Source organism: Roseomonas acroporae (assembly GCF_023223525.1).
Taxonomy (GTDB): domain Bacteria; phylum Pseudomonadota; class Alphaproteobacteria; order Acetobacterales; family Acetobacteraceae; genus Roseomonas_E; species Roseomonas_E acroporae.
The window spans coordinates 11800-36674 of record NZ_JALPRX010000049.1 but is presented as its reverse complement, the minus strand read 5'-3'; the positions used below and the strand labels follow the sequence as shown (position 1 = coordinate 36674).

At 75.0% G+C, this 24875-nt stretch carries 22 protein-coding genes; 14 read left to right on the top strand and 8 right to left on the bottom strand.

What is annotated here, in order from left to right:
* Positions 1–16: 16 nt before the first annotated feature.
* The gene (locus M0638_RS11935; RefSeq protein ID WP_248667214.1) at positions 17–1141 is read right to left on the bottom strand and encodes a DSD1 family PLP-dependent enzyme; all 1125 of its coding nucleotides are present in this window, start codon (positions 1139–1141) and stop codon (positions 17–19) included.
* A gap of 290 nt (positions 1142–1431) precedes the next feature.
* Here M0638_RS11935 and M0638_RS11930 point away from each other — a divergent pair, with 290 nt between their 5' ends.
* From M0638_RS11930 to M0638_RS11895, 8 genes are all read left to right on the top strand, one after another.
* Complete coding sequence (locus M0638_RS11930; RefSeq protein WP_248667213.1) at positions 1432–1758, top strand: YnfA family protein; 327 nt, start codon at positions 1432–1434, stop codon at positions 1756–1758.
* Positions 1759–1884: 126 nt separating this feature from the next.
* Positions 1885–3471 carry an FAD-dependent monooxygenase gene (locus tag M0638_RS11925; protein ID WP_248667212.1) on the top strand — a complete coding sequence of 529 codons (1587 nt, stop codon included), beginning with the start codon at positions 1885–1887 and terminating at the stop codon, positions 3469–3471.
* 505 nt (positions 3472–3976) lie between these two features.
* Complete coding sequence (purC, locus tag M0638_RS11920) at positions 3977–4741, top strand: phosphoribosylaminoimidazolesuccinocarboxamide synthase (RefSeq protein WP_248667211.1); 765 nt, start codon at positions 3977–3979, stop codon at positions 4739–4741.
* A gap of 73 nt (positions 4742–4814) precedes the next feature.
* The gene (gene purS / locus M0638_RS11915; protein WP_248667210.1) at positions 4815–5054 is read left to right on the top strand and encodes a phosphoribosylformylglycinamidine synthase subunit PurS; all 240 of its coding nucleotides are present in this window, start codon (positions 4815–4817) and stop codon (positions 5052–5054) included.
* A 36-nt stretch (positions 5055–5090) separates the two neighbouring features.
* Complete coding sequence (locus M0638_RS11910; protein ID WP_248667209.1) at positions 5091–5324, top strand: hypothetical protein; 234 nt, start codon at positions 5091–5093, stop codon at positions 5322–5324.
* A 306-nt stretch (positions 5325–5630) separates the two neighbouring features.
* Positions 5631–6329, top strand: coding sequence for a phosphoribosylformylglycinamidine synthase subunit PurQ (purQ, locus tag M0638_RS11905; RefSeq protein WP_248667208.1), 699 nt, complete (start codon positions 5631–5633; stop codon positions 6327–6329).
* Between the two features lie 513 nt (positions 6330–6842).
* Entirely contained in the window at positions 6843–7091 is a 249-nt protein-coding gene (locus M0638_RS11900; protein ID WP_248667207.1) for a hypothetical protein, read from the top strand.
* Positions 7092–7210: 119 nt separating this feature from the next.
* Complete coding sequence (locus tag M0638_RS11895; RefSeq protein ID WP_248667206.1) at positions 7211–7690, top strand: GNAT family N-acetyltransferase; 480 nt, start codon at positions 7211–7213, stop codon at positions 7688–7690.
* 84 nt (positions 7691–7774) lie between these two features.
* Here the strand turns inward: M0638_RS11895 and rutA are convergent, their stop codons facing one another.
* The 3 genes from rutA to M0638_RS11880 all read right to left on the bottom strand — a co-directional run bounded on the left by rutA (position 7775) and on the right by M0638_RS11880 (position 11396).
* Positions 7775–8884: a pyrimidine utilization protein A gene (gene rutA, locus M0638_RS11890; RefSeq protein ID WP_248667205.1), complete on the bottom strand. Its 1110-nt coding sequence runs from the start codon at positions 8882–8884 to the stop codon at positions 7775–7777.
* 118 nt (positions 8885–9002) lie between these two features.
* Positions 9003–10355 (bottom strand): glutamate--cysteine ligase, encoded by a 1353-nt coding sequence (locus M0638_RS11885; protein WP_248667204.1) that lies wholly within the window; start codon positions 10353–10355, stop codon positions 9003–9005.
* 243 nt (positions 10356–10598) lie between these two features.
* Complete coding sequence (locus tag M0638_RS11880) at positions 10599–11396, bottom strand: 16S rRNA (uracil(1498)-N(3))-methyltransferase (protein ID WP_248667203.1); 798 nt, start codon at positions 11394–11396, stop codon at positions 10599–10601.
* On the opposite strand from M0638_RS11880, the gene ubiA reads away from it, so the two are divergent.
* Positions 11389–12342 carry a 4-hydroxybenzoate octaprenyltransferase gene (gene ubiA, locus M0638_RS11875; protein ID WP_248667202.1) on the top strand — a complete coding sequence of 318 codons (954 nt, stop codon included), beginning with the start codon at positions 11389–11391 and terminating at the stop codon, positions 12340–12342. The genes M0638_RS11880 and ubiA overlap by 8 nt on opposite strands.
* Positions 12343–12533: 191 nt before the next feature.
* A complete protein-coding gene (locus M0638_RS11870) occupies positions 12534–13139 on the top strand; it encodes a class I SAM-dependent methyltransferase (RefSeq protein ID WP_248667218.1) in 606 nt (201 codons plus the stop codon).
* 472 nt (positions 13140–13611) lie between these two features.
* On the opposite strand, the gene M0638_RS11865 is transcribed toward M0638_RS11870, so the two are convergent.
* The gene (locus tag M0638_RS11865; protein ID WP_248667201.1) at positions 13612–14400 is read right to left on the bottom strand and encodes an SDR family NAD(P)-dependent oxidoreductase; all 789 of its coding nucleotides are present in this window, start codon (positions 14398–14400) and stop codon (positions 13612–13614) included.
* 296 nt (positions 14401–14696) lie between these two features.
* Between M0638_RS11865 and M0638_RS11860 the strand changes: the two genes are divergently transcribed.
* Together M0638_RS11860 and M0638_RS11855 are read left to right on the top strand one after the other, a co-directional pair.
* Positions 14697–15707: a C-terminal binding protein gene (locus tag M0638_RS11860; protein WP_248667200.1), complete on the top strand. Its 1011-nt coding sequence runs from the start codon at positions 14697–14699 to the stop codon at positions 15705–15707.
* A gap of 229 nt (positions 15708–15936) precedes the next feature.
* On the top strand, positions 15937–17895 hold the full coding sequence (locus M0638_RS11855) for an AI-2E family transporter (RefSeq protein WP_282571970.1): 1959 nt from the start codon (positions 15937–15939) through the stop codon (positions 17893–17895).
* Between the two features lie 226 nt (positions 17896–18121).
* Here the strand turns inward: M0638_RS11855 and poxB are convergent, their stop codons facing one another.
* The 3 genes from poxB to M0638_RS11835 all read right to left on the bottom strand — a co-directional run bounded on the left by poxB (position 18122) and on the right by M0638_RS11835 (position 23010).
* Positions 18122–19852 carry a ubiquinone-dependent pyruvate dehydrogenase gene (gene poxB / locus M0638_RS11850; RefSeq protein WP_248667198.1) on the bottom strand — a complete coding sequence of 577 codons (1731 nt, stop codon included), beginning with the start codon at positions 19850–19852 and terminating at the stop codon, positions 18122–18124.
* 329 nt (positions 19853–20181) lie between these two features.
* Positions 20182–21615: a metalloprotease TldD gene (tldD, locus tag M0638_RS11845; RefSeq protein WP_282571969.1), complete on the bottom strand. Its 1434-nt coding sequence runs from the start codon at positions 21613–21615 to the stop codon at positions 20182–20184.
* Positions 21616–21873: 258 nt separating this feature from the next.
* The gene (locus M0638_RS11835; protein WP_248667197.1) at positions 21874–23010 is read right to left on the bottom strand and encodes a COX15/CtaA family protein; all 1137 of its coding nucleotides are present in this window, start codon (positions 23008–23010) and stop codon (positions 21874–21876) included.
* A 201-nt stretch (positions 23011–23211) separates the two neighbouring features.
* Here M0638_RS11835 and M0638_RS11830 point away from each other — a divergent pair, with 201 nt between their 5' ends.
* Together M0638_RS11830 and M0638_RS11825 are read left to right on the top strand one after the other, a co-directional pair.
* Positions 23212–24132 (top strand): glycosyltransferase, encoded by a 921-nt coding sequence (locus M0638_RS11830; RefSeq protein ID WP_248667196.1) that lies wholly within the window; start codon positions 23212–23214, stop codon positions 24130–24132.
* Positions 24132–24872: a VTT domain-containing protein gene (locus M0638_RS11825; RefSeq protein ID WP_248667195.1), complete on the top strand. Its 741-nt coding sequence runs from the start codon at positions 24132–24134 to the stop codon at positions 24870–24872. The genes M0638_RS11830 and M0638_RS11825 overlap by 1 nt, the downstream gene beginning before the upstream one ends.
* The last annotated feature ends 3 nt before the right edge of the window (positions 24873–24875 follow it).

Sequence of the window (24875 nt, the reverse complement as noted above, 5' to 3'; positions counted from 1 at the left end):
CCCCCCGCGCCCCGCCTCACTGCATCGCGCCGCGCGCCGCCACCGGCCACAGGCACTCCACCCGGCCGCCGCGCACCCCGACATACCAGTCGTAGCGGTCCACGGTCGGGTCGCAATGGCCCGGCACCAGCCGGAGCTTCTCGCCCAGCGCCGGCGCCGCCGCCCCCGCCTCCCAGCGCAGCGTGCCGTGCTCGTCGGAGATGCCGACATAGCCGACACCCCCTGCCTCCGGGGCGGACCGCCCCCAGACCAGCGGCAGCCCGCTGTCCACCGCCAGCGCCTTGAGCCCGGCATCCACCGCCGCCGCCCCGTCGCGCGGCGCGCTCATCACCGTCGTCAGCACGAAGAGCGAATGCGCGAAGGGCGGCGGCTCGCCGTTGCGGGCGTAGTCGGCGTCCATGAAGCAGTAGGAGCCGGCCTGCAGCTCGTTGTAGACGCCCGAGGCGGCCTCCAGCGCGAAGGTGCCGGTGCCGGCGCCGCCCACGATCGCGCATTCCAGCCCGCGCTGCCGTAGCTGCTCCACCGTGCGCCGCGTGTCCTCCACCGCGCCGGCGATCGCCACCCGCCGCTCCTCCGGCGTGCGCATGTGCTGCGCCCGGCCGTGATAGGCCTGCAGCCCGCCGAAGCGCAGGTGCCGGCTGGCGGCGATCCGCTCGGCCAGCGCCACCGCCTCGGGCCCCGGCCGGACGCCGCAGCGCCCGGGGCCGACATCGATCTCCACCAGCACCTTCAGCCGCACCCCCGCCGCCTCGGCCGCCGCCTCCAGCGCCGCCACCTGCGCCGGGTGGTCGGCGCAGACGCCGATCTCGGCGATGCGCGTCAGCGCCGCCAGGCGCGCCAGCTTGCGCGCCCCCACCACCTCGTTGGTGACCAGGATGTCGGGGATGCCGCCCCAGGCCAGCGCCTCCGCCTCCGCCACCTTCTGCACGCACTGACCGACCGCGCCGCGCGCCATCTGCAGCCGCGCGATCACCGGCGACTTGTGCGTCTTGGCGTGCGCGCGCAGCCGCGCGCCCGTGGCCGCGACCATCTCCGCCATGCGGTCCAGGTTGGCCTCGAAGGCGTCGAGGTCGAGCAGCAGGGCGGGCGTGTCCACCTCGTCCTCGCGCATGCCGGGCTCGGCGGGTGGTGGCTGCAACATCGTTCGGAACCTCCGGAATGCGGCCGCACCCTCGCACCGGCGCAGCCGGCCTGCCAAGGCGCGGCGCCGCGCGGCAGCGTCCGGGGCCGGAACCGGGGCCGGTTTGACGTCGCGCACGCATCCGCGGGACGCTGCGGGTCACGCCTGCCATGGCGACCGCCGGCCCGGCGGATCGGCCCTGGTCCATGGAGGACGTGGCGGCGCTGCCGGAGGCGCGGGAGGCGCCGCCAGCGAAGCGCGGGCTCCGCAAGCCGCCACGGCCGAGGGCGGCTCAACCGGAGGACCGGATCATGCTCACGCTCGCGACCTTCGCGGGAGCGGCGGTGGCCGAGATAGCGGGTTGCTTCGCCTTCTGGGCATGGCTCCGGTTGGGCGGGTCGATCTGGCTCCTGCTCCCCGGCATGGCCTCGCTCGCGCTGTTCGCCTGCCTCCTGACCTTCGCGGAAAGCGGGGCTGCCGGGCGTGCCTATGCGGCCTATGGCGGCATCTACGTCGCGGCGGCCGTGCTCTGGCTGTGGGTGGCCGAAGGCGTGCGGCCCGATCGCTGGGATCTGATCGGCGCGATGCTCATGCTCGCCGGGACGACCGTCATCCTGTTCGGCCCGCGCGGCACCTGATCCCGGACCGGGACGCCGCCCGCCACGCAGCCCCCCACCCGCGGCGCGGACCGGCCGGCCGGCAGGACTTGCGACCCACGCCGCGAAGTCGGAACCTCGCCGCGCGTTCCGGGAGGCAGGCGTGCCATGGCCGATCAGGCGGAGATCCTTGTCGTCGGCGCAGGGCCCACCGGGCTGGTCCTGGCCCTTTCCCTGGCCCGCCAGGGCGTGCCCTGCCGCGTCGTCTCCCGGGCCGAGGGGCCGGGCACCGCCTCGCGCGCCATGATCGTGCATGCGCGCACGCTGGAGCTCTACCGCGCGCTGGGCATCGGGGATGCCGTGTCCGCCGCCGGCATCCCCGCCCGCAGCGTGTTCCTGCGCGAGGCCGGCGACGAGGTGCTGCGCCTCGACCTCGCCGATCTGGGCACCGCGCTCAGCCCCTACCCCTACATCCTCGCCTTCCCCCAGGACGACCACGAGCGCCTGCTGGTCGCCGCCCTGCGCGATGCGGGCGTGGCGGTGGAGTGGCGCACCGAGCTGGTCGGCCTCGCCCAGGACGGCGAGGGCATCACCGCCACGCTGCGCCGCGACGGCCACGAGGAGGTCGCCCGCTGCCGCTGGCTTTGCGGCTGCGACGGCGCCCGCAGCGCCGTGCGGCACGCCCTCGGCATCGGCTTTCCCGGCGGCGACTACGACCAGCGATTCTTCGTGGCCGATGTCGCCCTGACCGGCGAGTCGGCGGGGGAGCGGATCACCGCCTGCCTCGGTGCGCGCGAGCTCTGCCTGGTGCTGCCGGTCCGCCGTACCGGCCAGCACCGGCTGATCGGCCTCATCCCCGGGGACGTTCCGCAGGACGCGCCGATCGCCTTCGAGGCGGTGCGGGGCCACGCCGAGGCGCTGGCCGGCGTCACCGTGGAGGCGCTGCACTGGTTCTCGACCTATCGCGTCCACCACCGGGTCGCCGAGCGGTTCCAGCAGGGCCGCGCCTTCCTGCTCGGCGATGCGGGGCACATCCACAGCCCGGCCGGCGGCCAGGGGATGAACACGGGCATCGGGGACGCGGTGAACCTCGGCTGGAAGCTCGCCCAGGTGGCGCGCGGCCGGGCGCCGGCGACGCTGCTCGACAGCTACGCGGCGGAGCGCCTCGCCTTCGCCCGCACCCTGGTCGGCACCACCGACCGGATGTTCCGCGCGATGGTCGAGCCCGGGCTGTCCGGCCGGGTGCTGCGCACCGTGCTGGTGCCGCACCTGCTGCCCGCCGCGCTGGGCTTCCGGGCCGCCCGGCGCGCCTTCTTCCGCGCCCTGTCGCAGTTGCGGATCAGCTACCGCGACGGCCCGCTCGCCGGGGGCGCCGCCGGCGAGGTGCATGGCGGCGACCGGCTGCCCTGGGTGCGTCACGTCGCGGGCGACAATTTCGAGCCGCTCGCGGCGCTGGACTGGCAGCTTCACGTCTACGGCACGCCGGCGCCGGCGCTGCGCGAGGCCGCCGAGGCGCGCGGCCTCGCCCTGCTGGCCTTTCCCTGGGACCCGGCGGCGGCGGCGGCGGGGCTGGCCGAGGACGCGGCCTATCTCGTGCGGCCGGACGGCTATGTGGGCCTTGCCATGGCGCAGCAGGACCCGGCGGTGCTGGCGGCCTGGCTCGACCGGCACGGGCTGGCCGGGCCGACCGCGGGCCGGCCAGGGGCCGGCGACGACGGGCCCGGGCGAGCCCCGGTCCACGCACCGTGCCGATGACGGGTCGCGACGCTCCCGCCGCGCCGGCCCCGCCCGCGGGCACGTCCCTGCCCCGCCCCTGCCCGGGGGTTGCCGCGACGAGCCGCCGTGCCGGCCGGGCGCGCGCCGGGGCGGGAAGGCCGGGGGCGGGGAAGGCCGGGGGCGGGGAAGGCCAGGGCAGAAAAATGCGTCCGGCCGCCGAATACGACTTGCAACTGCGAGTGATTCGCGAATACATTGTGCGTGCCGCATTCGCGGCGCATCCCTTACGATCAACTCGGCCCGTGTCCCTCGGACACGGGCCGCTTTTTTTGCCGGCCGCCGGGCCGGGCCGCCGCTTTTGCCGGCCACCGGACCGGGCCGCCGGCAGGCGGCTTGCGGCCCCCGCGACCCACCCATCCCCCGGCCACGGGACCGGCGAGTGGTCGCTCGGGCGATCCCTTGCTATATCCGCCTCGCCGCGCGCCATGCCCCGCATGCCTCAACCGGCACGGGGGGAGCGGCGCCCAATGAGGATTCAGGGAAGATGGCGCGACGCCGACAGCTCTACGAAGGCAAGGCCAAGATCCTGTTCGAGGGGCCCGAGCCCGGCACCCTCGTGCAGTACTTCAAGGACGACGCCACCGCCTTCAACGCGCAGAAGAAGGGCACGATCACCGGCAAGGGCGTGCTCAACAACCGCATCAGCGAGTACCTGATGACGCGCCTCGGGGAGATCGGCGTCCCCACCCACTTCATCCGCCGCCTGAACATGCGCGAGCAATTGATCCGCGAGGTGGAGATCATCCCGCTCTCGCTGGTGGTGCGCAACGTCGCGGCGGGCAGCCTCTCGACCCGCCTCGGCATCCAGGAAGGCACCCGCCTGCCCCGCTCCATCGTCGAGTACTACTACAAGCAGGAGCAGCTGAACGACCCGATGGTGTGCGAGGAGCACATCACCGCCTTCGGCTGGGCCTCGACCCACGACCTCGACGACATGGTGGCGCTGGCGCTGCGGGTGAACGACTTCCTCACCGGCCTGTTCCTCGGCGTCGGCATCACGCTGGTGGACTTCAAGCTGGAATTCGGCCGGCTCTACGAGAACGACGAGATGCGCATCGTCCTCGCCGACGAGATCAGCCCCGACAATTGCCGCCTGTGGGACGCCAAGACCGGCGAGAAGATGGACAAGGACCGCTTCCGCCGCGATCTCGGCAAGGTCGAGGAGGGCTACCAGGAGGTGGCCCGCCGCCTCGGCATCCTGCCCGAGGCCGGGGTGCGCGACATGAAGGGCCCGGAGCTGATGCAGTGAGGGCCGATGCCGTGAGTGCCCGCCCCGCCCCTGCCCGCCCCGCCTCTGCCCGCGACCGAGGAGACCAGGCCGAATGAAGCTGCGCGTCACCGTCATGCCCAAGAACGGCGTGCTGGACCCCCAGGGCAAGGCGATCGGCCACGCCCTCGGCACGCTGGGCTTCGCCGGCGTCGGCGAGGTGCGCGCCGGCAAGGTCATCGAGTTGGAGCTGGCCGAGACCGACCCCGAGGCGGCGAAGCGCCAGGCGGGCGAGATGGCGCGCCGCCTGCTCGCCAACATGGTGATCGAGAGCTTCTCGGTCGAGCTGGCCTGACGGCGCCCGCACGGTCAGGCCCGGGAGACGGCCCGCATGGTCAAGACCTCGCTCCTGCTCATGCTCGGCCTGACCGTGCTGATCGCCATGGGGATGCGCTGGCGCGAGGACCGGGCGGCCGCCACCGCCCCCCTCCCCCGCCGCCGGCCGGACCTGCTCGACCGCGGCCGGCGCGGCCTGCGCCGCTGGACCAACGCCGCGGCGCTGGCCGCGCTGCTCTCCATCCTGATCCTCGGCGGGCTGCAATGGCTGCGCGTCTGGCAGGGCTGAGCGCGTGCCCGCGAACCCGGCCGTCCCGCTCCCGGCTACCGTGGTCCAGGCCGCCCCGCCCTGGTGCCGCCTCGGCCCCGATCCGGCCGTGACCCCCTTCACCGGCACCCTGCCGCTCCGCCGCCCGGCACCCGCCGCGCGCCCCTTGACGCGGCACCATATGCCTCTCGGCCCCCTGCCCGACGGCGCCGCCCGGCGCCACGAGGACGCGGACGGCCGCCGCCTCGACGACAGACGCCCCGACGCCGCAGGGATCGCCCTGCGCCATCCCGGCCTCCGCAGCAGGACCAGCAGGACCGCGCACGCATGAACGCCGCCATCGTCCTCTTTCCCGGCATCAACCGCGAGCGCGACATGGCGCTGGCGCTGGAGCGCGCCTCGGGCCGCCGGCCCGCCATGCTCTGGCACCGCGACACGGCGCTGCCCGAGGGGCTGGACCTCGTCGTGCTGCCCGGCGGCTTCTCCTACGGCGACTACCTGCGCTGCGGCGCCATGGCGGCGCAGTCGCCCATCCTCGGCGCGGTGCGCGAATTCGCGGCGCGGGGCGGGCACGTGCTCGGCGTCTGCAACGGCTTCCAGATCCTGTGCGAGGCGGGGCTGCTGCCCGGCGCGCTGCTGCGCAACGCCACGCTGCGCTTCCTCTCCATGGACTGCCACCTGCGCGTCGAGGCCGAAGGCACCGCCTTCACCCGCCTCTGGAAGCGGGGCGACGTGTTCCGCGCGCCGATGGCGCATGGCGACGGCAACTACTTCGCCGACGCCGACACGCTGGACCGGCTTGAGGGCGAGAACCGCGTCGCGTTCCGCTACTGCACGCCCGAGGGCGCGGTGACGCCGGAGGCGTGCCTGAACGGCGCCATCCGCAACATCGCCGGCGTGCTGTCGGAGAACCGGCGCGTGCTCGGCCTGATGCCGCATCCCGAGAACCACGTGGACCCGCTGCTGGGCAGCGAGGAAGGGATGCCGCTGTTCCGCAGCCTGGCGGAGACGCTGGTGGCCGCCTGACGCGGCCCTGACAGGCCGGCCCCTCTCGTCGCCGGCCCCGAAGGGAGGCGCGGTCCTCGACGGGCCCGGTGCCGCGTGACCGGATCACGACGTCCCGGCGTGAACCAGGCCACGACGGCAAAGCATGCCGCGGCAGGCACGGGATCGGGGATCCCGGCGGCATCCGCGCGGGCCCGACCCGGCGCGACGATCCTGTTCCAACGCGAAAACGCCGTGCTAACGTTCCGGCCTGGCAGGACCAACGAGAGCGGGGCTGGTGCGACGGAACGCGGGGCAGTCCGCCCTGCGGCACGACGCGACACGGCGCCCTGCCGAGGATGGCGGCGCGGCGGAGGGAGGACCGGCTCGCCCGCCGCGGATGGCGCGGGCGCGCCCCGCGGCCGTCGGCGACCGGCGTGGCGCACGCTCCTCGGCATGAAGACCGCAGCGCCTGTCAGATTCGCGCGATCCTTCGTCGTGAAGTCCGTGCCGCTTCCGGCGCGCGGCCGACCGCAGCCACCCATGGAGACGTGAATGGCACCCGACATCTTCGCGGCAGGCGAGGTCATCTATGCCGGCTTCTCGCAATACGCGTTGTGGACGCTCATGATCAGGAAAGGGCTGATCACGCGCGAGGAAGCGGTGGATGCGCTCGGCACGACGATCGAGATGATGGAGGGCCACCGCGAGGCCGCCCCCTCGCCGGACCATGCCGCGGCGCTCGATCAGGCACAGATGCGGACCGAATCGCTCATCCGCGCCCTGCAGGACATGCCGCCGTGAGGCGGGGCGCCGTCGCCTCGGCGTGCCGGCCATGGCCGATGGCGCGATGACGGCGCCGGAACGCGCGCCGACGGCCTCCCGCGCATGGCGCGAGGCACCCTGCCGATCGGGAACCCTTCATGATCGCCCCTGACGCCGCCCTCCCGACCTGGACGATCCGACGCGCCGGGCGGGACGAGGCACCGCTCCTGGCGGCGCTGGTCGAGCGCGCCTATGCCGCCTGGGTGCCGGTGATCGGCCGCCGCCCGGCGCCGATGGACGACGACTACGCGGCGCGGTGCGCCGCCGGCGAGGCCTTCGTGCTGACGGATCCCGGCGGGATGGCGGGGCTCTGCGTGCTGGAGGACCGGCCGGACCACCTCTACCTCGACAACGTCGCGCTGGAGCCGGCACGACAGGGCGAGGGCCTCGGCCGCGCCCTGCTGGACTTCGCGGAAGCCGAGGCGCGGCGGCGCGGATACGGCGAGATCCGCCTGCTGACCAACGCGCTGATGGCGCGCAACATCGCCCTCTACGCGGCACGCGGCTACCGCGAATGGGACCGGCGCCGGGAGCACGGCTTCAGCCGCGTCTTCATGCGCAAGGCGCTGGCCGCCTGACGCGGCGCCCGCCTCCTTCCCGGTGCCGCGCCGGACGGGCGGCGCATCCCGGCGCCGCCGGGCGGGAGACGCGGCGCGGCGCCGTCAGGCGGCGACCGCGACGCCGGCGCGGCTGCGCATCAGCGGCTGGATGTGGCGGCCGAACTTGTCCATGCCCTCGATGAAGTCGTCGAAGGTGAGCATCACGCCGCGCAGGCCGGGGATCTCGGCCATCTCGTCCAGCATGCGCGCCACCGAGGCGTAGGAGCCGACCAGCACGCCCTGGTTGGTCGGGTGGTTCGGCGCGTGCATCTTCTGCCGGTTGGCGGTGGCGTAGGGGTCCTTGCTCGGGTCCTGCCCGGACTGCGCCGCGCGCCAGCCCAGCGCCTCGTGATCGACGCCGTCGCAGTAGAGCTGCCACTTCGCCATCGCCGCCGCGTCGGTCTCCTCGGCGATCACCATGGTCATCACCAGCGCGCCGACGTCGCGGCCGGTACGACCGGTCTCCGCCACCAGCCGGGCGATGCTCGGGGCCACGCTGAGCGGCTGGTTGACGCCGAAGCCCACGCAGAAATTGTAGTCGCCGTACTCGGCGGCGAAGCGCGTGCCGGCATCGCTCTGCGCCGCGCAGATGATCGGGATGCGGGCCATGGGCTGCGGCAGCAGGCGGCAGTCGTCCATCCGGAAGAAGTCGCCCTTGAAGTCGGAGCGTCCCGTCTCCCACAGCTCCTGCATGATGCGGACGTATTCGGCGCAGTACTCGTAGCGGCGCGCGTAGTGCGACTCGCCGGGCCAGATGCCCATCTGCGAATACTCGGCGATCTGCCAGCCGGAGACGATGTTCACCCCGAAGCGGCCGTGCGAGATGCTGTCGATCGTCACCGCCATGCGGGCCGCGATCGGCGGCGGCATGGTCAGCACGGCGATCGAGGCGAACAGCCGGATGCGGCTCGTCACCGCGGCCAGGCCGGCCATCAGCGTGAAGCTCTCCAGCCCGTAGTCCCAGAAGCCGGACTTTCCGCCGAAGCCGTGCAGCTTGATCATCGAGAGGGCGAAGTCGAGGCCGTAGCCCTCCGCCTTCTCCACGATGGCGCGGTTGAGGTCGAAGCTCGGCAGGTACTGCGGCGACGTCGTGGACATCAGCCAGCCGTTGTTGTTGATCGGGATGAACACGCCGACATCCATGGCGCCCTGGTCCTCCGCTGCCGCCCGCATGATCGCGGCCGCGGACCAAGCAAGATGGGTGCCGCCGCGCCCCCTTCCGGCGCGGGCCCGCCGGACACGGATGCCGCGGGCGCCGACCGGCCCGGCGCCGGTCGGGAAGGCCGCGGCGTCAGGCCTCGGCTTCGGCGAAGATCCGCGCGGGGTCGCCGCCCCAGGCGCCGTGGTAGCGTTGCAGCCAGCGGTCCGCCTGGGTCATGCCGCTCGCCACCACCTCGTCGAGCGGCGCGAGGTAGCGCTCCTCGCCCAGGCCGCGCGCCCTGAGGCCATCGCGCGCGATCGCCACCGCGTCGCGCGCCACGTCGCGCAGGGGGCGGCCGGCGATCGTGGCCTCCAGCGCCTGCGCCGGCACCGCCTCGCGCAGGGCGCGCATCGCGGGCACGCTCCAGCCCCGCACCAGCGCCGAGGCGGCGGCGAGCGCGGCCGGGTCGTAGAGCAGCCCGGTCCAGAAGGCGGGCAGGGCCAGCATCATCGCCGGGCTGCCGGCATCGGCGCCACGCATCTCCAGGAAGCGCTTGAGGCGGACATCGGTGAAGACGGTGGTCACGTGGTCGGCGAAGTCGCCCATGTTGGCGCGCTCGCCCGCCAGCGCGTCGAGCTGCCCGGCCATGAAGGCGCGGAAGGAGCCGCCGGCGGCGTCGATGAAGCGGCCCTCGCGCATCACGAAGTACATCGGCACGTCGAGGATCCACTCGGCGAATCGCTCGAAGCCGAAGCCGTCCTCGAACACCACGGCGGGGATGCCGGTCCGGTCGGGATCGGTGTCGGTCCAGACCCTGCCGCGCAGGCTGCGCAGCCCGGCGGGCCGGCCTTCCAGGAAGGGCGAGTTGGCGAACAGCGCGGTGGCGAGCGGCTGCAGGGCGAGGCCCACGCGCAGCTTGGCCACCATGTCCGCCTCGTCGCCGAAGTCGAGGTTCACCTGCACGGTGCAGGTGCGCAGCATCATGTCGAGGCCCATGCGGCCGACGCGCGGCATGTAGTTGCGCATGATGGCGTAGCGGCTCTTGGGCATCCACGGCACGTCCTCGCGGCGCGCCAGCGGGTGGAAGCCGAGCGGGGCGAAGCCGAGGCCGAGCGGCCGCGCCACGGCGTGCACGTCGCGGAAGTGGCCGTTCAGCTCCACCTCGGTCTCGTGCAGGTCGGCGAGCGGGGCGCCGGACAGCTCGAACTGCCCGCCCGGCTCCAGGCTGACCGAGGCGTCGCCGCGCTTCAGGCCGATCACCCTGCCCGTGTCGAGGATCGGCTCCCAGCCGAGGGCCTGCAGGCCTTCCAGCATGGCGCGTATGCCGCGCCCGTCCGCCGGCTCGTAGGGCGGGGGCGCGAGGTCGTCGCGGCGGAAGCCGAATTTCTCGTGCTCGGTGCCGATCCGCCAATCCGCGCGCGGCTTGGAGCCCGCTGCGAACCAGTCCGCCAATTGCCGCACGGACGCGATCGGCGTCAGGTCCGCTTCTCCGGGGTTCGACATCCAGCTCTGTTCCGTCCAGGCCCTCGGGGTGGGCGGGCACCCGCGTGGCCGATGCGTGTCGTTCGTCCTTGGTCGGGATCCGCTGCCCCGGCAATGGGTGGCACCGGCCCCGTAATGGCGGCCGGACCTGCCCGTCGTGGACGCAACCTGCCCAAACTCGCGGCCGGGCGCAAATGGCCATCCGGCGACGTGGTGGAGCGCGATCCGCGTTCCGGCATGCGCAATGCGCGCCGACGCGGCCGCCTACCCCCGCCAATCCCCCGCCACCGCCTGCATCACCGCCAGCCCCGCGATCGCCGCCGTCTCCGCCCGCAGGATGCGCGGCCCGAGCGTGACCGCCCGCACGAAGGGCCGCCGGCGCAGATCGGCCAGCTCGGCGGGGTCGAAGCCGCCTTCCGGCCCGACCAGCCAGGCAAGCGGCGGCGCCAGCCCGGCGACCGCCCCGGCCAGCGCGGCGGCGCCCTCCCCTTCCCCGCCGCCCGCTGCCCCGTGGCCCGTCGTCCCATGGCCCGTCGCCCCGTGACCCGTCGTCCCGTGGCCCGTCTCGTCGCCGAACAGCAGCGGCGCGCCGTCCCAGGCGTCCAGCACGGCGTGCAGCGGCGCCGCCTCCCGCACCTCCGGCACGCCGAGGCGGCGGCACTGCTCGGCCGCCTCCCGCGCGATGGCGGCGAGGCGCCCGGTATTGACCCGGTCGGTCACGGTGCGGCGGGTGAGGACGGGCTGGATCAGCGTGGCGCCCAGCTCGGTGGCCTTCTCGGCCACGAGATCCATGGCGTCGCGCTTCACCGCCGCCAGCAGCAGGCGCAGGGGCGGCTCGGGCGCCTGCGCGCGGGTGCGGCGGCCCAGGGCGAAGCTGCCGCGATCCTTGCGCAGCGCCGCCACCTCGGCCTGCCACTCGCCGTCGCGGCCGTTGAACAGCAGCACCGGATCGCCGGGGCTGCGCCGGAGCACGGCGCCGAGGTAGTGTGCCTGGGCGGGGGTGGCGGCCAGGGTGCCATCCCCCGGCAGGTCGGCTTCGACGAAAAGGCGCGGGATGGACATCAGGACGGGCGGCACCGGTTCCGGGAGCGGAGCCCGCAGCATAGCGGGCGGCGGCTACACCGACATCCGCGCCGGCGGCTGGGTGGCGCGGCTGCCGGCCGGCTGGCGCCCCTACGCGCTGCTGATGCGGCTGGACCGGCCGATCGGGGCGTGGCTGCTGTTCCTGCCGGGCCTCTGGGCCATCGCGCTGGCGGCGCCGGGCTGGGCGGAGGGAATCCGGCTGACGCTGCTGTTCCTGCTCGGCAGCTTCGTGATGCGCGGCGCCGGCTGCGTGGTGAACGACCTGTGGGACCGCGACATCGACCGCAAGGTGGAGCGCACGCGCGGCCGGCCGCTCGCCTCGGGCGCGGTGAGCGCGCGACAGGCGGCGGCCTTCCTGCTGGCGCTGCTGCTGCTGGGGGTGGCGGTGCTGCTGCAGCTGAACGGCGTGGCGGTGCTGCTCGGCGTGCTGTCGCTGGTGCCGGTGGTGCTCTACCCGCTGGCCAAGCGGGTGACGAACTGGCCGCAGGCGATGCTGGGCATCACCTTCGGCTGGGGCGCGCCGCTCGGCTACGCGGCGGCGACGGGCAAGGTGGACGGCACCATGCTCGCCCTCTACGCCGCCGCCTTCTGCTGGATCCTCGGCTACGACACGATCTACGCGCACCAGGACCGCGAGGACGACGCGCTGGTGGGAATCGGCTCCACCGCGCTGCGCTGGGGCGAGCGCACGGCGCCGTTCCTGGCCGCCTGCTACGCCGGCACGGTGGCGCTGCTGCTGCTGACCGGGTGGCTGGCCGGGCTGCGCTGGCCCTTCCTGGCCGCCATGGCGCTGCCGGCGGCGCTGCTCTGGCGCCAGGTGCGGACGCTCGACATACGCGATCCGGCGCACTGCCTCGTGCTGTTCAAGAGCAACCGCGAGGTGGGGCTGGCGGTGGCGCTGGCGCTGCTGCTGGGGCGGCTGTGAGCGGCGCCGGACCCGCAGCGCCCTCCTTCTCCGGGACCGCCGCCGGCGCCGCGGACGGGACCGGCCCCGGGACCGACCATGGGGCGGAGGATGGGGCCGAGGATGGGGCCGAGGATGGGACCGGTCCGGGTGCCGACCCGGGGGCGGCCGAGTTCTTCGTCGTCGCCAACACGGCGCCGGCCGAGGCGCCGCTGGTGCCCGGCATCGTGCTCCAGCTCGCCACCGAGGTGACGCCGATCTGGCAGGCGACCGAATCCTGGCTCCGGCGCCAGGGCGTGCCGCCGCCCTTCTGGGCCTTCGCCTGGCCAGGCAGCCAGGCGCTGGCGCGGCTGGTGCTGGACGAGCCGGGGCGCGTCGCCGGGCGGCGGGTGCTCGACTTCGCCTGCGGCTGCGGCCTCGCCGCCATCGCCGCCGCGAAGGCCGGCGCCGCCGCGGTGGAGGCGGCCGACATCGACGCGCTGGCCGCCGCCGCGACGCGCTTCAACGCCCGCCGCAACGGCGCCGCGGTGGTGGCGCTGGCCGAGGACCTGGTCGGGCGCGGGCTCGGCGACGAGGCCGGGCGATGGGACACGGTTCTGGCCGGCGACGTCTGCTACGAAGCCACCATGGCGGCGCACATCCTGCCCTGGCTGCGCGCGCTCGCCGCCGCCGGCGTGGAGGTGCTGCTGGCCGATCCCGGCCGTGCCTACGTGCCGAGGGAAGGGCTGGCCGAGGTCGGCCGCTACGTCGTGCCGGTGACGGAGGAGGTGGAGGGTCGGACCGAGCGGCTGGTGGTGCTCTCGCGCCTGCTCGCCTGAGGCCGAAGGCGTCCCTGCCCCGAGGCGGATCTCCGATCCGCGCGCCGATCGCGGGCCGGGCGGTCCCGCGCAGCCTGCCCCGGCCGGCATGCCGCCTCGGGGCGGGATGGCGGACGGGCGGGCGACGCGGCCCCGCAACGCCCGCAACGCGGCGAAATCATTCCGCCATCATGTCGTGCGATGTCTCGTCGGCAGCGGCCTTTGCGCAGCCGGGCGGCCGCCTTTCCGCGACCCCGAGGCGTCGCCGGGCCGCTCACCCGGCTGCCCAAGCCGCCGCCCGAGTTGCCGCCGCGCTGGCTGGCGACCTGAGGGGAACGCGGCGTCCGGCGTGAGGGCAGCGGAGAGGGCGTCGCCCTCTCCCACCAAAGGGCGAAGCCTCCTTGGAAACCCGTCAATTATTCATTCCAACGGGTTGACCCATCACGCCCCAGACGAACGGGGTCCGGGGCGGCGCCCCGAAAACGCCAGCGCGTCAGGTCGTGATCCCGCCATCCACGTGGATCACCTGGCCCGTCACGTACCCCGCCCCCGGCGAGAGCAGGAAGGCGATCGCCGCCGCCACGTCGTCCGGCGTGCCGAGGCGGCGCAGCGGGATGCGCGCCAGCACCGCCTCCCACGCCTTCGGGTCCAGCGCCGCGTGCGCGCCGGGGTCCTTGCGGGTGTAGCCGGGGGCCACGGCGTTCACCGTGATCCCCGGCGCCCACTCGATCGCCAGCGCCTTCACCAGCGCCTCCACCCCGGCCTTGGCGGCGGCGGTGGCCGGGAAGGTCTGGATGCCGACGCCGAAGACATGCGCGACGAAGGAGGAGACGGCGACGAGGCGCGGCGAGCGCCCGGCCTCGGCGCTGGCCAGCAGCGGCGCGTGCGCCGCGCGGGCCAGGCGCAGGAAGGCCCAGGCCACGGCGTCGAGCGAGCGCGCGAAGCCCTCGTCGGCGAGCGCGCCGACCGGGGTGCGGTCGGCGAAGCCGGCGACCGAGACCACCGCGTCCAGCCCGCCCAGCGCCTCGGTCGCTTCCGCCACCAGCCGTGCCGGCGCCGCCGGCTCGGCGAGGTCGGCGAGCAGCACCGTGGCCTCGGCGCCGGCGGCGCGCGCGGCCGCGGCCACCGACTCGGCGCCGGCGCGGTTGCGGCGGCCGTGCACGACCAGCGCCACGCCGGGGGCGGCTCCGGCCGCGGTCAGGGCGCGGCAGGTGGCCGCGCCGATGCCGCTCGATCCGCCGGTGACCAGGATGCGGCGCCGCGCCATGCCTTGCTCCTCCATGAGACCCCTCCCCGGGCCGCACCCGGACGATCCCGGCCGAGCACCGCGCCGCCGGGCGCGCCGCCGGGCGCGCCGTCGAGCGGCACCACCGGTCGCGTCGCCGGCCCGCCCCGCCGGGGATTCCGGCGCCCGTCGGGCAAGGGCGGCCATCATGCGTCGGCGGGGCGACGCCCGGAAGGACCGGCCCGCCCGGCTTGCCGGTGCGGGAGCCGGGCCGCATGCTCGGCGCAAGGCCGCGCGGGCCGTCGCCAGACCCGGGCGGACGCGGCGCCGCGCCGGGACAAGGGAGGAACACGGTGGTCCTGACGGTACTCGAACCCGAGGGGATGTACCCCGACACGGCGCTGGAGCGGGAGGTGCTCGGCCCCGGCGTGCGGGTGCTCCAGGCGCACGCCGCCGGATCGCTGGCCGAGGTGCCGGACTCCGTCTGCGAGCAGGTGGAGGGACTGTTCATCTTCCGACTCTGGCTGCCGGCCGAGCAGATCGCGCGCTTCCCGCGCCTGCGGGTCGTGGTGCGGATGGGCGTGGGCTACGATCGGGTGGACCGCGCCGCCTGCGCCGCGCGCGGCATCGCGGTCTGCAACGTGCCCGACTACGGCACGCAGGAGGTGGCGGACCACGCCGTCTCGCTGGCGCTGGCGCTGCGGCGGGGCCTGTTCCTGCACCACGAATTGCAGCGCGAGGGACCGAGCCCGGTCTGGCGCTACGTGGACAGCAAGCTGATCCGCCGCGCCGAGGTGCAGGGCTTCGGCATCCTCGGCCTCGGGCGGATCGGCACGGCGGTGGCGCTGCGGGCCAAGGCGTTCGGGTTCCGGGTCGGCTTCTTCGACCCCTACCTGCCCAACGGCGTGGACCGGGCGCTCGGCATCACCCGCTTCCGCACGCTGCCCGAGCTGATGCGGCATTCGGACGTGCTCTCGATCCACGCGCCGCTGACGCGCACCACGCGCGGGCTGGTGGACGCGGCGGCGCTGCGCGAGTTGCCCCGCGACGCGGTGGTGGTGAACACGGCGCGCGGCCCGATCCTCGACATCGACGCGCTGGAGCAGGCGATGCGCGACGGGCACGTGGCCGGCGCCGGGCTGGACGTGCTGCCGGTCGAGCCGCCGGTGGACCCCGTGCCGAACCTGCTGGCCGAGTACCGGGCGCGCGCGCCCTGGCTGCGCGGCCGGCTGGTGGTGACGCCGCACAGCGCCTTCCACACGCCGGAGGCCTGGGACGACATCCGGCTGAAGAGCGCCGAGACGATGCGCGACGTGCTGGTGGAGGGGCTGCGCACCAACGTCATCCCGCCCGAGGCGGATTGAGCCGGGCGGGCCGCCCCACCTCGACCCGCCGTCCCGGCCCGCCATCCGGTTTCGGCCGAACGCGTGTCGCGCCGGGGCGACAGGGCCGGCGGAACCGACGCGCGCCGGGCCGGGCGGTGCAACTCCGCCCGGCCCGGCGCGTCTGCTGCCGCGCCCCGGCGGACCGTCCGACGGGGCGCCGCCCGGGCCGCACCGTCCCCCTGGGCCGAGGAGGAGAACCATCCCCGCGATGCCGGCCCCGACCGAACCGCTGCCCGCCCCCGCGCAGGTGCCGCCGCCCTCCAGCCCGGACCTGAAGCACCTCGTCACCATCGTGGCCGTGGTGGTGGTGGTCGCGGCGCTCTACCTCGGGCGCGAGGTGCTGATCCCGATCACCCTGGCGGTGCTGCTCTCCTTCGTGCTGGCGCCGCTGGTCGGGCTGCTGCGCCGGGTGGGGCTGCCGCGCACGCCCTCGGTGCTGGCCGCCGTGGTGCTGGCGCTGGGCGTGATCCTGCTGCTCGGCAGCCTGATCGGCATGCAGATCGCCGGGCTCGCCCAGGACCTGCCGCGCTACCAGAGCACGATCCAGCAGAAGATCGACACCGTGCAGAACGGCGTGCTGCACCGGCTGAACCACCTCGTCGGGGAGCTGGGCCATGCCGGCGCGCCGTCGCCGGACGCGGCGGCGCCGGGCGCCGACCCGAATTCCCCCGCCGCGCGCGAGGCGGTGCCGGTGCGGATCGAGGAGGGACCGGCCTCGCCGCTGGACCTGGCGCACCGCATCCTCGCCCCCGTGCTCGGGCCGCTGGAGACGACCTTCATCGTCCTCATCGTCACCGTCTTCATCCTGATGCAGCAGGCGGACCTGCGGGACCGGCTGATCCGGCTGTTCGGCTCGGACGACCTGCACCGCACCACGGTGGCGCTCGACGACGCGGCGGCGCGGCTCAGCAAGTACTTCCTGGCGCAGCTCGCCATCAACGCCAGCTTCGGCGTGGTGGTCTGCGTCGGCCTGTTCCTGATCGGCGTGCCGAGCCCGATCCTGTGGGGCATCCTGGCGGCGCTGCTGCGCTTCATCCCCTATGTCGGCTCGCTGCTCGCCGCCGTGCTGCCCACGGCGCTGGCGGCGGCGGTGGAGCCGGGCTGGTCGATGGCGCTCTGGACCGCCGGCCTGTTCCTCGCCACCGAGCCCGTCATCGGCCAGGTGGTGGAGCCGATGGTGTACGGGCACAGCACCGGCCTCTCGCCCGTCTCGGTGATCGTCGCGGCGATCTTCTGGACCTGGCTGTGGGGCCCGATCGGGCTGATCCTGGCGACGCCGCTGACGCTCTGCCTCGTGGTGCTGGGGCGCCATGTCGAGCGGCTGGAATTCCTCGACGTGATCCTGGGCGACCGTCCCGCCCTGACCCCGGCCGAGAATTTCTACCAGCGCATGCTGGCCGGCGACGCCGACGAGGCGCAGGCCCAGGCCGAGCTGCTGCTGGAGGACCGCTCCCTCTCCTCCTACTACGACGAGGTGGCGCTGAAGGGGCTGCAACTGGCCGCCAACGACATCCAGCGCGGCGTGATCGGCCCGGAGAAGCTGGCCCTGCTGCGCGACACGGCGGCGACGCTGGTGGACGCGCTTTCCGAGGCCGAGGATACCGATCCGCCGGCGCCGCCCAAGAAGAGCGCCCCGGAGGAGCGGAGCGTCGCCGAGAAGGCGCTGCCGCGCCGCCCCGCCCCCGCCGTCGTGCTGCCGCCGCCCGAGGCGCGGCCGGCGCCCTGGGGCGGGCCGGCGCCGGTGCTGTGCGTCGCCGGGCGCGGCCCGCTGGACGAGGCGGCGGCCGCCATGCTGGCGCAGCTGCTCGGCAAGCACGGGCTGGGCGCGCGGACGGCGACGCATGACGCGGTGTCCCGCTCGCACATCGCGGCATTCGACCTGTCGGGCGTCGCGATGGTCTGCGTCTCCTACCTGGAGCTGAGCGGCAGCCCGGCGCAGCTGCGCTACCTGCTGCGCCGGCTGCGCCAGCGCCTGCCGGACGCGAAGCTGCTGGTCGGGCTGTGGCCGTCGGACGATCCGCTGCTGTCCGATGCGACGATGCAGGCGGCGCTCGGCGCCGACTACCGCGTGACCTCGCTGGCCGAGGCGGTGACGGCCTGCCTGGAGGAGGCGCGGTCGCGCGGCACGGTGGCGGGCGAGCCGGCCGAAGCCGCCACGCCGGGCTGAGAGCAGCCGCGGCGTCCCGCGTGCTTTCCGGACCGGGGGATCCAAGGGGGCCTCGCCCCTTGGCGGAGGATCCAAGGAGGCGGCGCCTCCTTGGCGGGGTCCGGGGCGGAGCCCCGGGAAGGCCCTACGGCGAACCGCAGTCCGGTTGGGACCGCGGTTCGCCGTGGCTCGTTGTTCCCGGCGCGGATTCACGCCGCCGGGCGTGTCCGCCCGCCGGCGATCCGCTCTACCGCCGCAGGAAGTTCGACACGGCGAGGTCGATCAGCTTGCTGCCGCGCCCGTCCAGCACCGCCTGCAGGGCCCAGAGGCTGAAGCCCTTGACCTGCTCCGCCTGGATGCGGGGCGGCATGGACAGCTCCTCCTCGTTGGTGACGACGTCGAGCAGGGCCGGGCCGTCATGCGCCAGCACCTCGGCGACCGCCGCCTCCAGATCGCCCGGGTCCTCGACGCGGACGCCGTGGATGCCGGCGGCGCGGGCGACGGCGGCGAAGTCCGGGTTCTTCAGGCTGGTGCCGGTCTCCAGGTAGCCGGCCGCCTTCATCTCCAGCGCCACGAAGCCGAGCGTCGAGTTGTTGAACACCACCACCTTCACCGGCAGGTTCTGCTGCGACAGGGTGAGGAAGTCGCCCATCAGCATGGCGAAGCCGCCATCGCCGGAGAGGCTGACCACCTGCCGCCCCGGATAGGCCGCCTGCGCGCCGATCGCCTGCGGCATGGCGTTGGCCATGGAGCCGTGCACCAGCGAGCCGAGCAGCCGCCGGTAGCCGTTCACCTTCAGGTAGCGCGCCGCCCAGATGGTCGGGGTGCCGACGTCGAAGGTGAACACCGCGTCCTCGGCCGCGTGCTCGCTGAGCAGGCGAGCCAGGTATTGCGGATGGATCGGCTTGCGGCCGGGCGTGCCGGTGGCGAGGGAGTCGAGCCCTTCCCGCGCCTTGCGGTAGGCGGCGAGGCAGGCATCGAGATGGGCGCGGTCTTCCCGCTCGGCGAGGCGCGGCAGCAGGGAAGCGATGGTGGCGGAGACGTCGCCGACCAGGCCGAGATCGAGGCGGGTACGCCGCCCCAGATGCTCCGGGCGGATGTCCACCTGCGCGACCTTCGCCTTGGCCGGGTAGAATTGCCGGTACGGGAAGTCGGTGCCGAGCATCAGCAGCGTGTCGGCCTCCTTCATCGCCTCGTAGCCGGAGGCGAAGCCGATCAGCCCGGTCATGCCGACATCGTAGGGGTTCTCCCACTCGACATGCTCCTTGCCGCCCAGCGCGTGGACGACGGGCGCCTTGAGCCGCGCGGCGAGCGCCACCACCGCGTCGTGCGCGCCGGCGCAGCCGCGGCCGCAGAGCAGGGTGACCTTGCGGCCCTCCTCCAGCAGCGCGGCGAGGGCGTCCAGCTCCTCCTGCCGCGGCGTCACGATGGGCGGCTTCAGGGCGATGCCGGCGGCGGCGGAGATGGCGGCGGCGTACTCGGCCAGCGCCACGTCGCCCGGGATGACCACGACCGCGACGCCGCGCCGGCCGATGGCCGCCCGGATCGCCGATTCGAGGACGCCCGGAAGCTGCTCCGGGTGCGAGACCAGCTCGCAGTAGTGGCTGCACTCGCGGAAGAGCTGGTCGGGGTGGGTCTCCTGGAAGTAGCCGCGCCCGATCTCGGCCGAGGGGATCTGCGCCGCGATGGCCAGCACCGGCGCGCCGGAGCGGTGGCAGTCGAACAGGCCGTTGATGAGGTGCAGGTTGCCCGGGCCGCAGCTGCCGGCGCAGACGGCCAGCTCGCCGGTGAGCTGCGCCTCGGCGCCGGCGGCGAAGGCGGCCGCCTCCTCGTGGCGCATGTGGACCCAGTCGATGGTGCCGTCCCGGCGCAGGGATTCCGTCAGCCCGTTCAGGCTGTCGCCGACCACACCGTAGATGCGGCGGACGCCGACGGTGCGCAGCACCTCGATGACGATGTCGGCTGCCTTCTGTGCCATGTCCGATCCTCGGCTTGCAGGGCGGGTGGTACGGGCGGGCGGCCGACCGGCCGGCCACGGGCGACGCGCCGTGACCGCCACGCCATGGCCAGCACGGCGATGGTACGGCGCGTGGCCGGTGCGTCTTGTCGCGCCGCATCCCGTCCGCGGACCAGGAACGCGCGAGGGGCGGGCGGTTTTCGCCGCGATGCAGCATGGCTGGGCGCGGCCTGCCCCATGGCGGGCCCCGGGTGTTCCGCCCGGTTCCCGTCCCGGGCAGGGCCGTGTCGGGCGGGGGCCCATGCCGCGCGACCGTGCCGCGCGACCCGGGGATGCGGAAGCGCCGGGACTCAGCGCACCGCCGTGCCGCCGATGGTCAGGCCGGTCATCTTCAGGGTCGGCTGGCCGACGCCCACCGGCACGCCCTGGCCGTTCTTGCCGCAGGTGCCGATGCCGTGGTCGAGCGCCAGGTCGTCGCCGATCATCGAGACCGTCTGCATCGCCTCCGGCCCGTTGCCGATCAGCGTGGCGCCCTTCACCGGTGCGCCGACCCGGCCATCCTCGATGAGATAGGCCTCGGCGGCGGAGAAGACGAACTTGCCCGAGGTGATGTCCACCTGCCCGCCGCCGAAATTCACCGCGTAGAGGCCGCGCTTCACCGAGCGGACGATCTCCTCGGGCGCGTGGCCGCCGCCCAGCATCACCGTGTTGGTCATGCGCGGCATGGGCGGGTGGGCGAAGCTCTGGCGGCGGCCGTTGCCGGTGGGGGAGACGCCCATCAGCCGCGCGTTCTGCCGGTCCTGCAGGAAGCCGACCAGGATGCCGTCCTCGATCAGCGTGGTGCGGTTGGTGGGCGTGCCCTCGTCGTCCACGGTCAGCGAGCCGCGCCGGTCGGGGATGGTGCCGTCATCGACCACCGTCACGCCGGGCGCGGCGATGCGGCTGCCGAGCAGCCCGGCGAAGGCCGAGGTCTTCTTGCGGTTGAAGTCGCCCTCCAGCCCGTGGCCGATCGCCTCGTGCAGCAGGATGCCGGGCCAGCCGGGGCCGAGCACCACCTCCATCTCGCCCGCCGGGGCCGGCACGCTCTCCAGGTTGACCAGCGCCTGCCGCAGCGACTCGTCCACCGCCGCGCGCCACGCCTCGGGGCTGGTGATCCGCTCGTAGGCGAAGCGGCCGCCGGAGCCGTAGTAGCCGCTCTCCTGCCGCCCGCCCTGCTCGACCACGATGCCGACGTTGAGCCGCACCAGCGGGCGCAGGTCGGCGACGCGGTTGCCGTCCGGGCGCAGGATCTGCACCGCCTGCCACTCGCCGAACAGCGAGACGCTGACCTGCTTCACCCGGGGGTCGCGGGCGCGGGCATAGGCATCGATCTCGCCGAGCAGCGCGGTCTTGGCGGCGAAGTCCAGCGCCCGCAGCGGGTTGTCGGGGGCGTAGAGCTGCGCGTTGGTGGGGCGGGGCGCCACGTCCAGGGTCATGGAATGGCCGGCGCGCACCGCCTTCACCGTCGCCGCGGCGCGGGCCAGGGCGGCGTCGCTGATCTCGCCGGCATGGGCGTAGCCGGCGGCCTCGCCGACCACCGAGCGCAGGCCGAAGCCGCGTGCCGCGTCGAAGCTCGCGGTGCGGATATGGCCGTCGTCGAGGGTCAGCGCCTCGCTCTCTCGGTATTCGAGGAAGAGTTCGCCATCCTCGGCGCCGTCCAGCGCGTCGCGCAGCCGACGCTCGGCGTCGGCGCGGTCGAGATCGGCGAAGAACAGGGCGTCGGTGGTGGCGAGCGCGTCGGTCATGGCGGCGATCCTAGGGCATTCCCGGGCCGGCCGGGAACGCCGAAGGGCGGCGCCACGGGAAAGCCGGCCATGGCCGGGGAAGCGGCAGGTGCGGGAGATGGGGAGGGCGGCGGCGCCGGCAAAGCCGGGCGCGGCCGGCACAGCGCCGCCGGGCCTCGTGCCCGGCGCAGGATCGTGCCGCCGGACGCCGCGCCGGCGATCCGGGCAGCCCATTGTCCGGCGCCCCTGCCCGCCCGCGTCGCGCGCCGGCGGCGCGTCCTACCGGACCGGCGCGGCGGCGGCTTCCGGCCCGCCAGACGGGGCGAGCCGTGGCGCACGGGCGCCGCGCAGCGCGTGCAGCGCCGCCAGCGCCGTGCCCAGCACCAGCACCGCGACGGCCTGGTGCAGCGTGCCGAGCCAGGCCGGCACCACCAGCAGCAGCGTCGCGACGCCGAGCGCGTATTGCAGCGCGACCGCCGCCGGGAAGGCCAGCACCGCCCGCCGCGCCGGCCCGGCGAGCCCGGCGGCGAGCGCCGTCCAGGCGGTGCCGGCGGCGGCGATTCCGGTGAGGGTAGCGAGCAGCCGGTGGTTGAACTGCACCGCCGCGATATTGGCGACGAGGTTGCGCCAGAAGGGCGAGAGGGCGGCATAGCCCTCGGGCACCAGCCGGCCGTCCATCAGCGGGAAGGTGTTGTAGTCGAGCCCGGCCTTCAGCCCCGCCACCAGCCCGCCGGCCAGCATGGTGAGCACGGCCAGCCCCGCCCCGGCATGCACCCAGCGGCGCAGCGCCCGCGCCCGGCCGGGCGGCATGCCGTCGAGCGGCGGGGGGGCCGGATGCCGCAGCGACAGCGCGGTCCAGAGGATGGCGGCGAAGAGCAGCAGGGCGAGGGAGAGGTGGACCACGAGGCGGTAGGGCGAGACGGCGGTGCGGTCCGCCTCGAAGCCGGAGGCGACCATGAACCAGCCCACCGCCCCCTGCAGCCCGCCCAGCACGAAGAGCAGCAGCAGGCGCGGCAGCAGCGGGCGCGGGATGCGGCCGCGCACCCAGAACCACAGGAAGGGCAGCAGGAAGGCCAGCCCGAGCAGCCGCCCCCAGAGCCGGTGCACCCATTCCAGCCAGAAGATGCGCTGGAAGCCCTCCAGCCCGAAGCCCTGGTTGACCAGCGCGTACTGGGGGATGGTGCGGTAGAGGTCGTAGAGGCGCTGCCATTCCGCGTGGCTCAGCGGCGGCAGGGCGCCGGAGAGCGGCGCCCATTCCATGATCGACAGGCCCGAGCCGGTGAGCCGCGTGGCGCCGCCGAGCGCCACCATCACCCAGATCATGCCGGCGACCGCGAGCAGCCAGCGCGAGAGCGCCAGACGGTCGCGCGCCCGATCGCGTTCCGGGGCGGGCGGGGTGATGGAGGCGGTAGGCATGGCGGCCAGTATAGCGTCCGCCCGCCGGCGCGGCAGGCCCCCGGGGAACCGGTCCACGGTCCCCGGGGGCACGGGCCCGGCAGCGGGCATCGGTCGGGCCGGCCGGGCGCCGCGCCATCCCCGCGCGCCACGCGGGGCAGGGTCCGCGCCACCTCGCCGCGCTTGTCCGGTCTGGCGGCCCCTGCTACCCCGCCGGGCCACATGGAAGCCGCCACGCCCAGCGCCGCCGGCCGCGCCACGCGCGACGCGACGGCCCACGCCGATCCCGGCACCCGGGCCGACGCCCGGGGCGGGCCGGCCGCGCCGCCGCTCGTCTCGGTGGTCGTGCCGGTGCGCAACGAGGCGCCCAACATCCTGCCCCTGGTGGCCGAGATCGAGGCGGCGCTGGCCGGGGTGCCGCACGAGATCGTCTACGTGGACGACGGCTCCACCGACGAGACGCCGGCCCGGCTGGCCGAGGCCGCGCGCCAGGCGCCGCTGCGCTTCCTGCGCCACCGGGCGAGCTGCGGCCAGTCCGCCGCCGTGGTCAGCGGCGTGAAGGCGGCGCGCGGCCGCTTCATCGCGACGCTGGACGGCGACGGGCAGAACGACCCGGCCGACATCCCGGCGCTGCTCGCGCGCGCCCAGGCCGCGGCGGAGGGAGCGGGTGCCGGCGGGGACAGGCTGCTGGTGGCCGGCCACCGAACGAAGCGGCGCGACACCTGGACCAAGCGGATCAGCAGCCGCATCGCCAACCGGGTGCGCGCCCGGCTGCTCGGCGACGCGACGCCCGATACCGGCTGCGGCCTGAAGCTGTTCCCCCGCGCCCTGTTCCTCGACCTGCCGCACTTCGACCACATGCACCGCTTCCTGCCGGCCCTGGTGCTGCGTGCCGGCGGGCAGGTGGTGAGCGTGCCGGTGAACCACCGGCCGCGCCTGCGCGGGGCCTCGAATTACGGCACGCTGGACCGGCTGGCGGTCGGAGTGTTCGACCTGTTCGGCGTCGCCTGGCTGCAGCGGCGCGGCCGGCGGCCGGAGATCGAGGCGGCGGGTGGGGCCGAACCGGCGGCCGAGGCGCCGGGCGGCACCGCACGCTCGGCCGGCCTGCCGGCCGAGGCGGCCGGCGCGGAACCGACGCGCTGATGCCCACCACGCTGTCTCCGGAGGAGGCCGGCCTGCCCGTCCCCCCCTCGCCCGGCCCGGGCGGCGGGCGCGGCGCCGCGATCGGCAAGCTGGCGCTGCTGGCGCTCGGACTGACCCTGGCGGGCTGGCTGCTGCGCGAGCTGGGCGCGGCGCCGGGCACGGCCCAGGGGGCGGAATGGGTGGACCGCTTCGTGCGCGGCAAGGGGCTGTGGGGCGAGGCGGTGTTCGTTCTGGCCGGCGCCGCCGCGACCGCGGTGGGCGTGCCGCGGCAGAGCGTCGCCTTCCTCGGCGGCTACGCCTTCGGCGCGGCGATCGGCAGCGGGCTGGCGCTGCTGGCGCAGATCCTGGGCTGCGCCGCCGGCTACTTCTGGGCGCGACTCGTGGGCGGGGACTGGGTGGAGCGGCGGCTGCGCGGCGGACTCGGCCAGCGGCTGCTGCGGCTGCGCGACCGGCTGCGCGGCGACCCGTTCCGCGCGACGCTGGCGCTGCGGCTGCTGCCGGTGGGCAACAACCTGCTGCTGAACCTGCTCGCCGGACTGGCCGGCATCGCGGCCGGGCCTTTCCTGCTCGGCTCGCTGCTCGGCTACGTGCCGCAGACCGTGATCTTCGCCCTGCTCGGCGACGGGGTGGCGGTGGACCGGCGCTGGCAGCTCGGCCTCGGCGCCGGGCTGCTGGTGCTGTCGGTGCTGCTGGGGCTGCGCATGCTGCGCCGGGACCAGGCGGGGCGCGACGTCGCCTGAACG

Coding starts and splice junctions, on each gene's coding strand:
- M0638_RS11935 (WP_248667214.1), bottom strand. CDS start 1,141: ATGTTGCAGCCACCACCCGCCGAGCCCGGCATGCGCGAGGACGAGGTG.
- M0638_RS11930 (WP_248667213.1), top strand. CDS start 1,432: ATGCTCACGCTCGCGACCTTCGCGGGAGCGGCGGTGGCCGAGATAGCG.
- M0638_RS11925 (WP_248667212.1), top strand. CDS start 1,885: ATGGCCGATCAGGCGGAGATCCTTGTCGTCGGCGCAGGGCCCACCGGG.
- purC (WP_248667211.1), top strand. CDS start 3,977: ATGGCGCGACGCCGACAGCTCTACGAAGGCAAGGCCAAGATCCTGTTC.
- purS (WP_248667210.1), top strand. CDS start 4,815: ATGAAGCTGCGCGTCACCGTCATGCCCAAGAACGGCGTGCTGGACCCC.
- M0638_RS11910 (WP_248667209.1), top strand. CDS start 5,091: ATGGTCAAGACCTCGCTCCTGCTCATGCTCGGCCTGACCGTGCTGATC.
- purQ (WP_248667208.1), top strand. CDS start 5,631: ATGAACGCCGCCATCGTCCTCTTTCCCGGCATCAACCGCGAGCGCGAC.
- M0638_RS11900 (WP_248667207.1), top strand. CDS start 6,843: ATGGCACCCGACATCTTCGCGGCAGGCGAGGTCATCTATGCCGGCTTC.
- M0638_RS11895 (WP_248667206.1), top strand. CDS start 7,211: ATGATCGCCCCTGACGCCGCCCTCCCGACCTGGACGATCCGACGCGCC.
- rutA (WP_248667205.1), bottom strand. CDS start 8,884: ATGCGGGCGGCAGCGGAGGACCAGGGCGCCATGGATGTCGGCGTGTTC.
- M0638_RS11885 (WP_248667204.1), bottom strand. CDS start 10,355: ATGTCGAACCCCGGAGAAGCGGACCTGACGCCGATCGCGTCCGTGCGG.
- ubiA (WP_248667202.1), top strand. CDS start 11,389: ATGGACATCAGGACGGGCGGCACCGGTTCCGGGAGCGGAGCCCGCAGC.
- M0638_RS11880 (WP_248667203.1), bottom strand. CDS start 11,396: ATGTCCATCCCGCGCCTTTTCGTCGAAGCCGACCTGCCGGGGGATGGC.
- M0638_RS11865 (WP_248667201.1), bottom strand. CDS start 14,400: ATGGAGGAGCAAGGCATGGCGCGGCGCCGCATCCTGGTCACCGGCGGA.
- M0638_RS11855 (WP_282571970.1), top strand. CDS start 15,937: ATGCCGGCCCCGACCGAACCGCTGCCCGCCCCCGCGCAGGTGCCGCCG.
- poxB (WP_248667198.1), bottom strand. CDS start 19,852: ATGGCACAGAAGGCAGCCGACATCGTCATCGAGGTGCTGCGCACCGTC.
- tldD (WP_282571969.1), bottom strand. CDS start 21,615: ATGACCGACGCGCTCGCCACCACCGACGCCCTGTTCTTCGCCGATCTC.
- M0638_RS11835 (WP_248667197.1), bottom strand. CDS start 23,010: ATGCCTACCGCCTCCATCACCCCGCCCGCCCCGGAACGCGATCGGGCG.
- M0638_RS11830 (WP_248667196.1), top strand. CDS start 23,212: ATGGAAGCCGCCACGCCCAGCGCCGCCGGCCGCGCCACGCGCGACGCG.
- M0638_RS11825 (WP_248667195.1), top strand. CDS start 24,132: ATGCCCACCACGCTGTCTCCGGAGGAGGCCGGCCTGCCCGTCCCCCCC.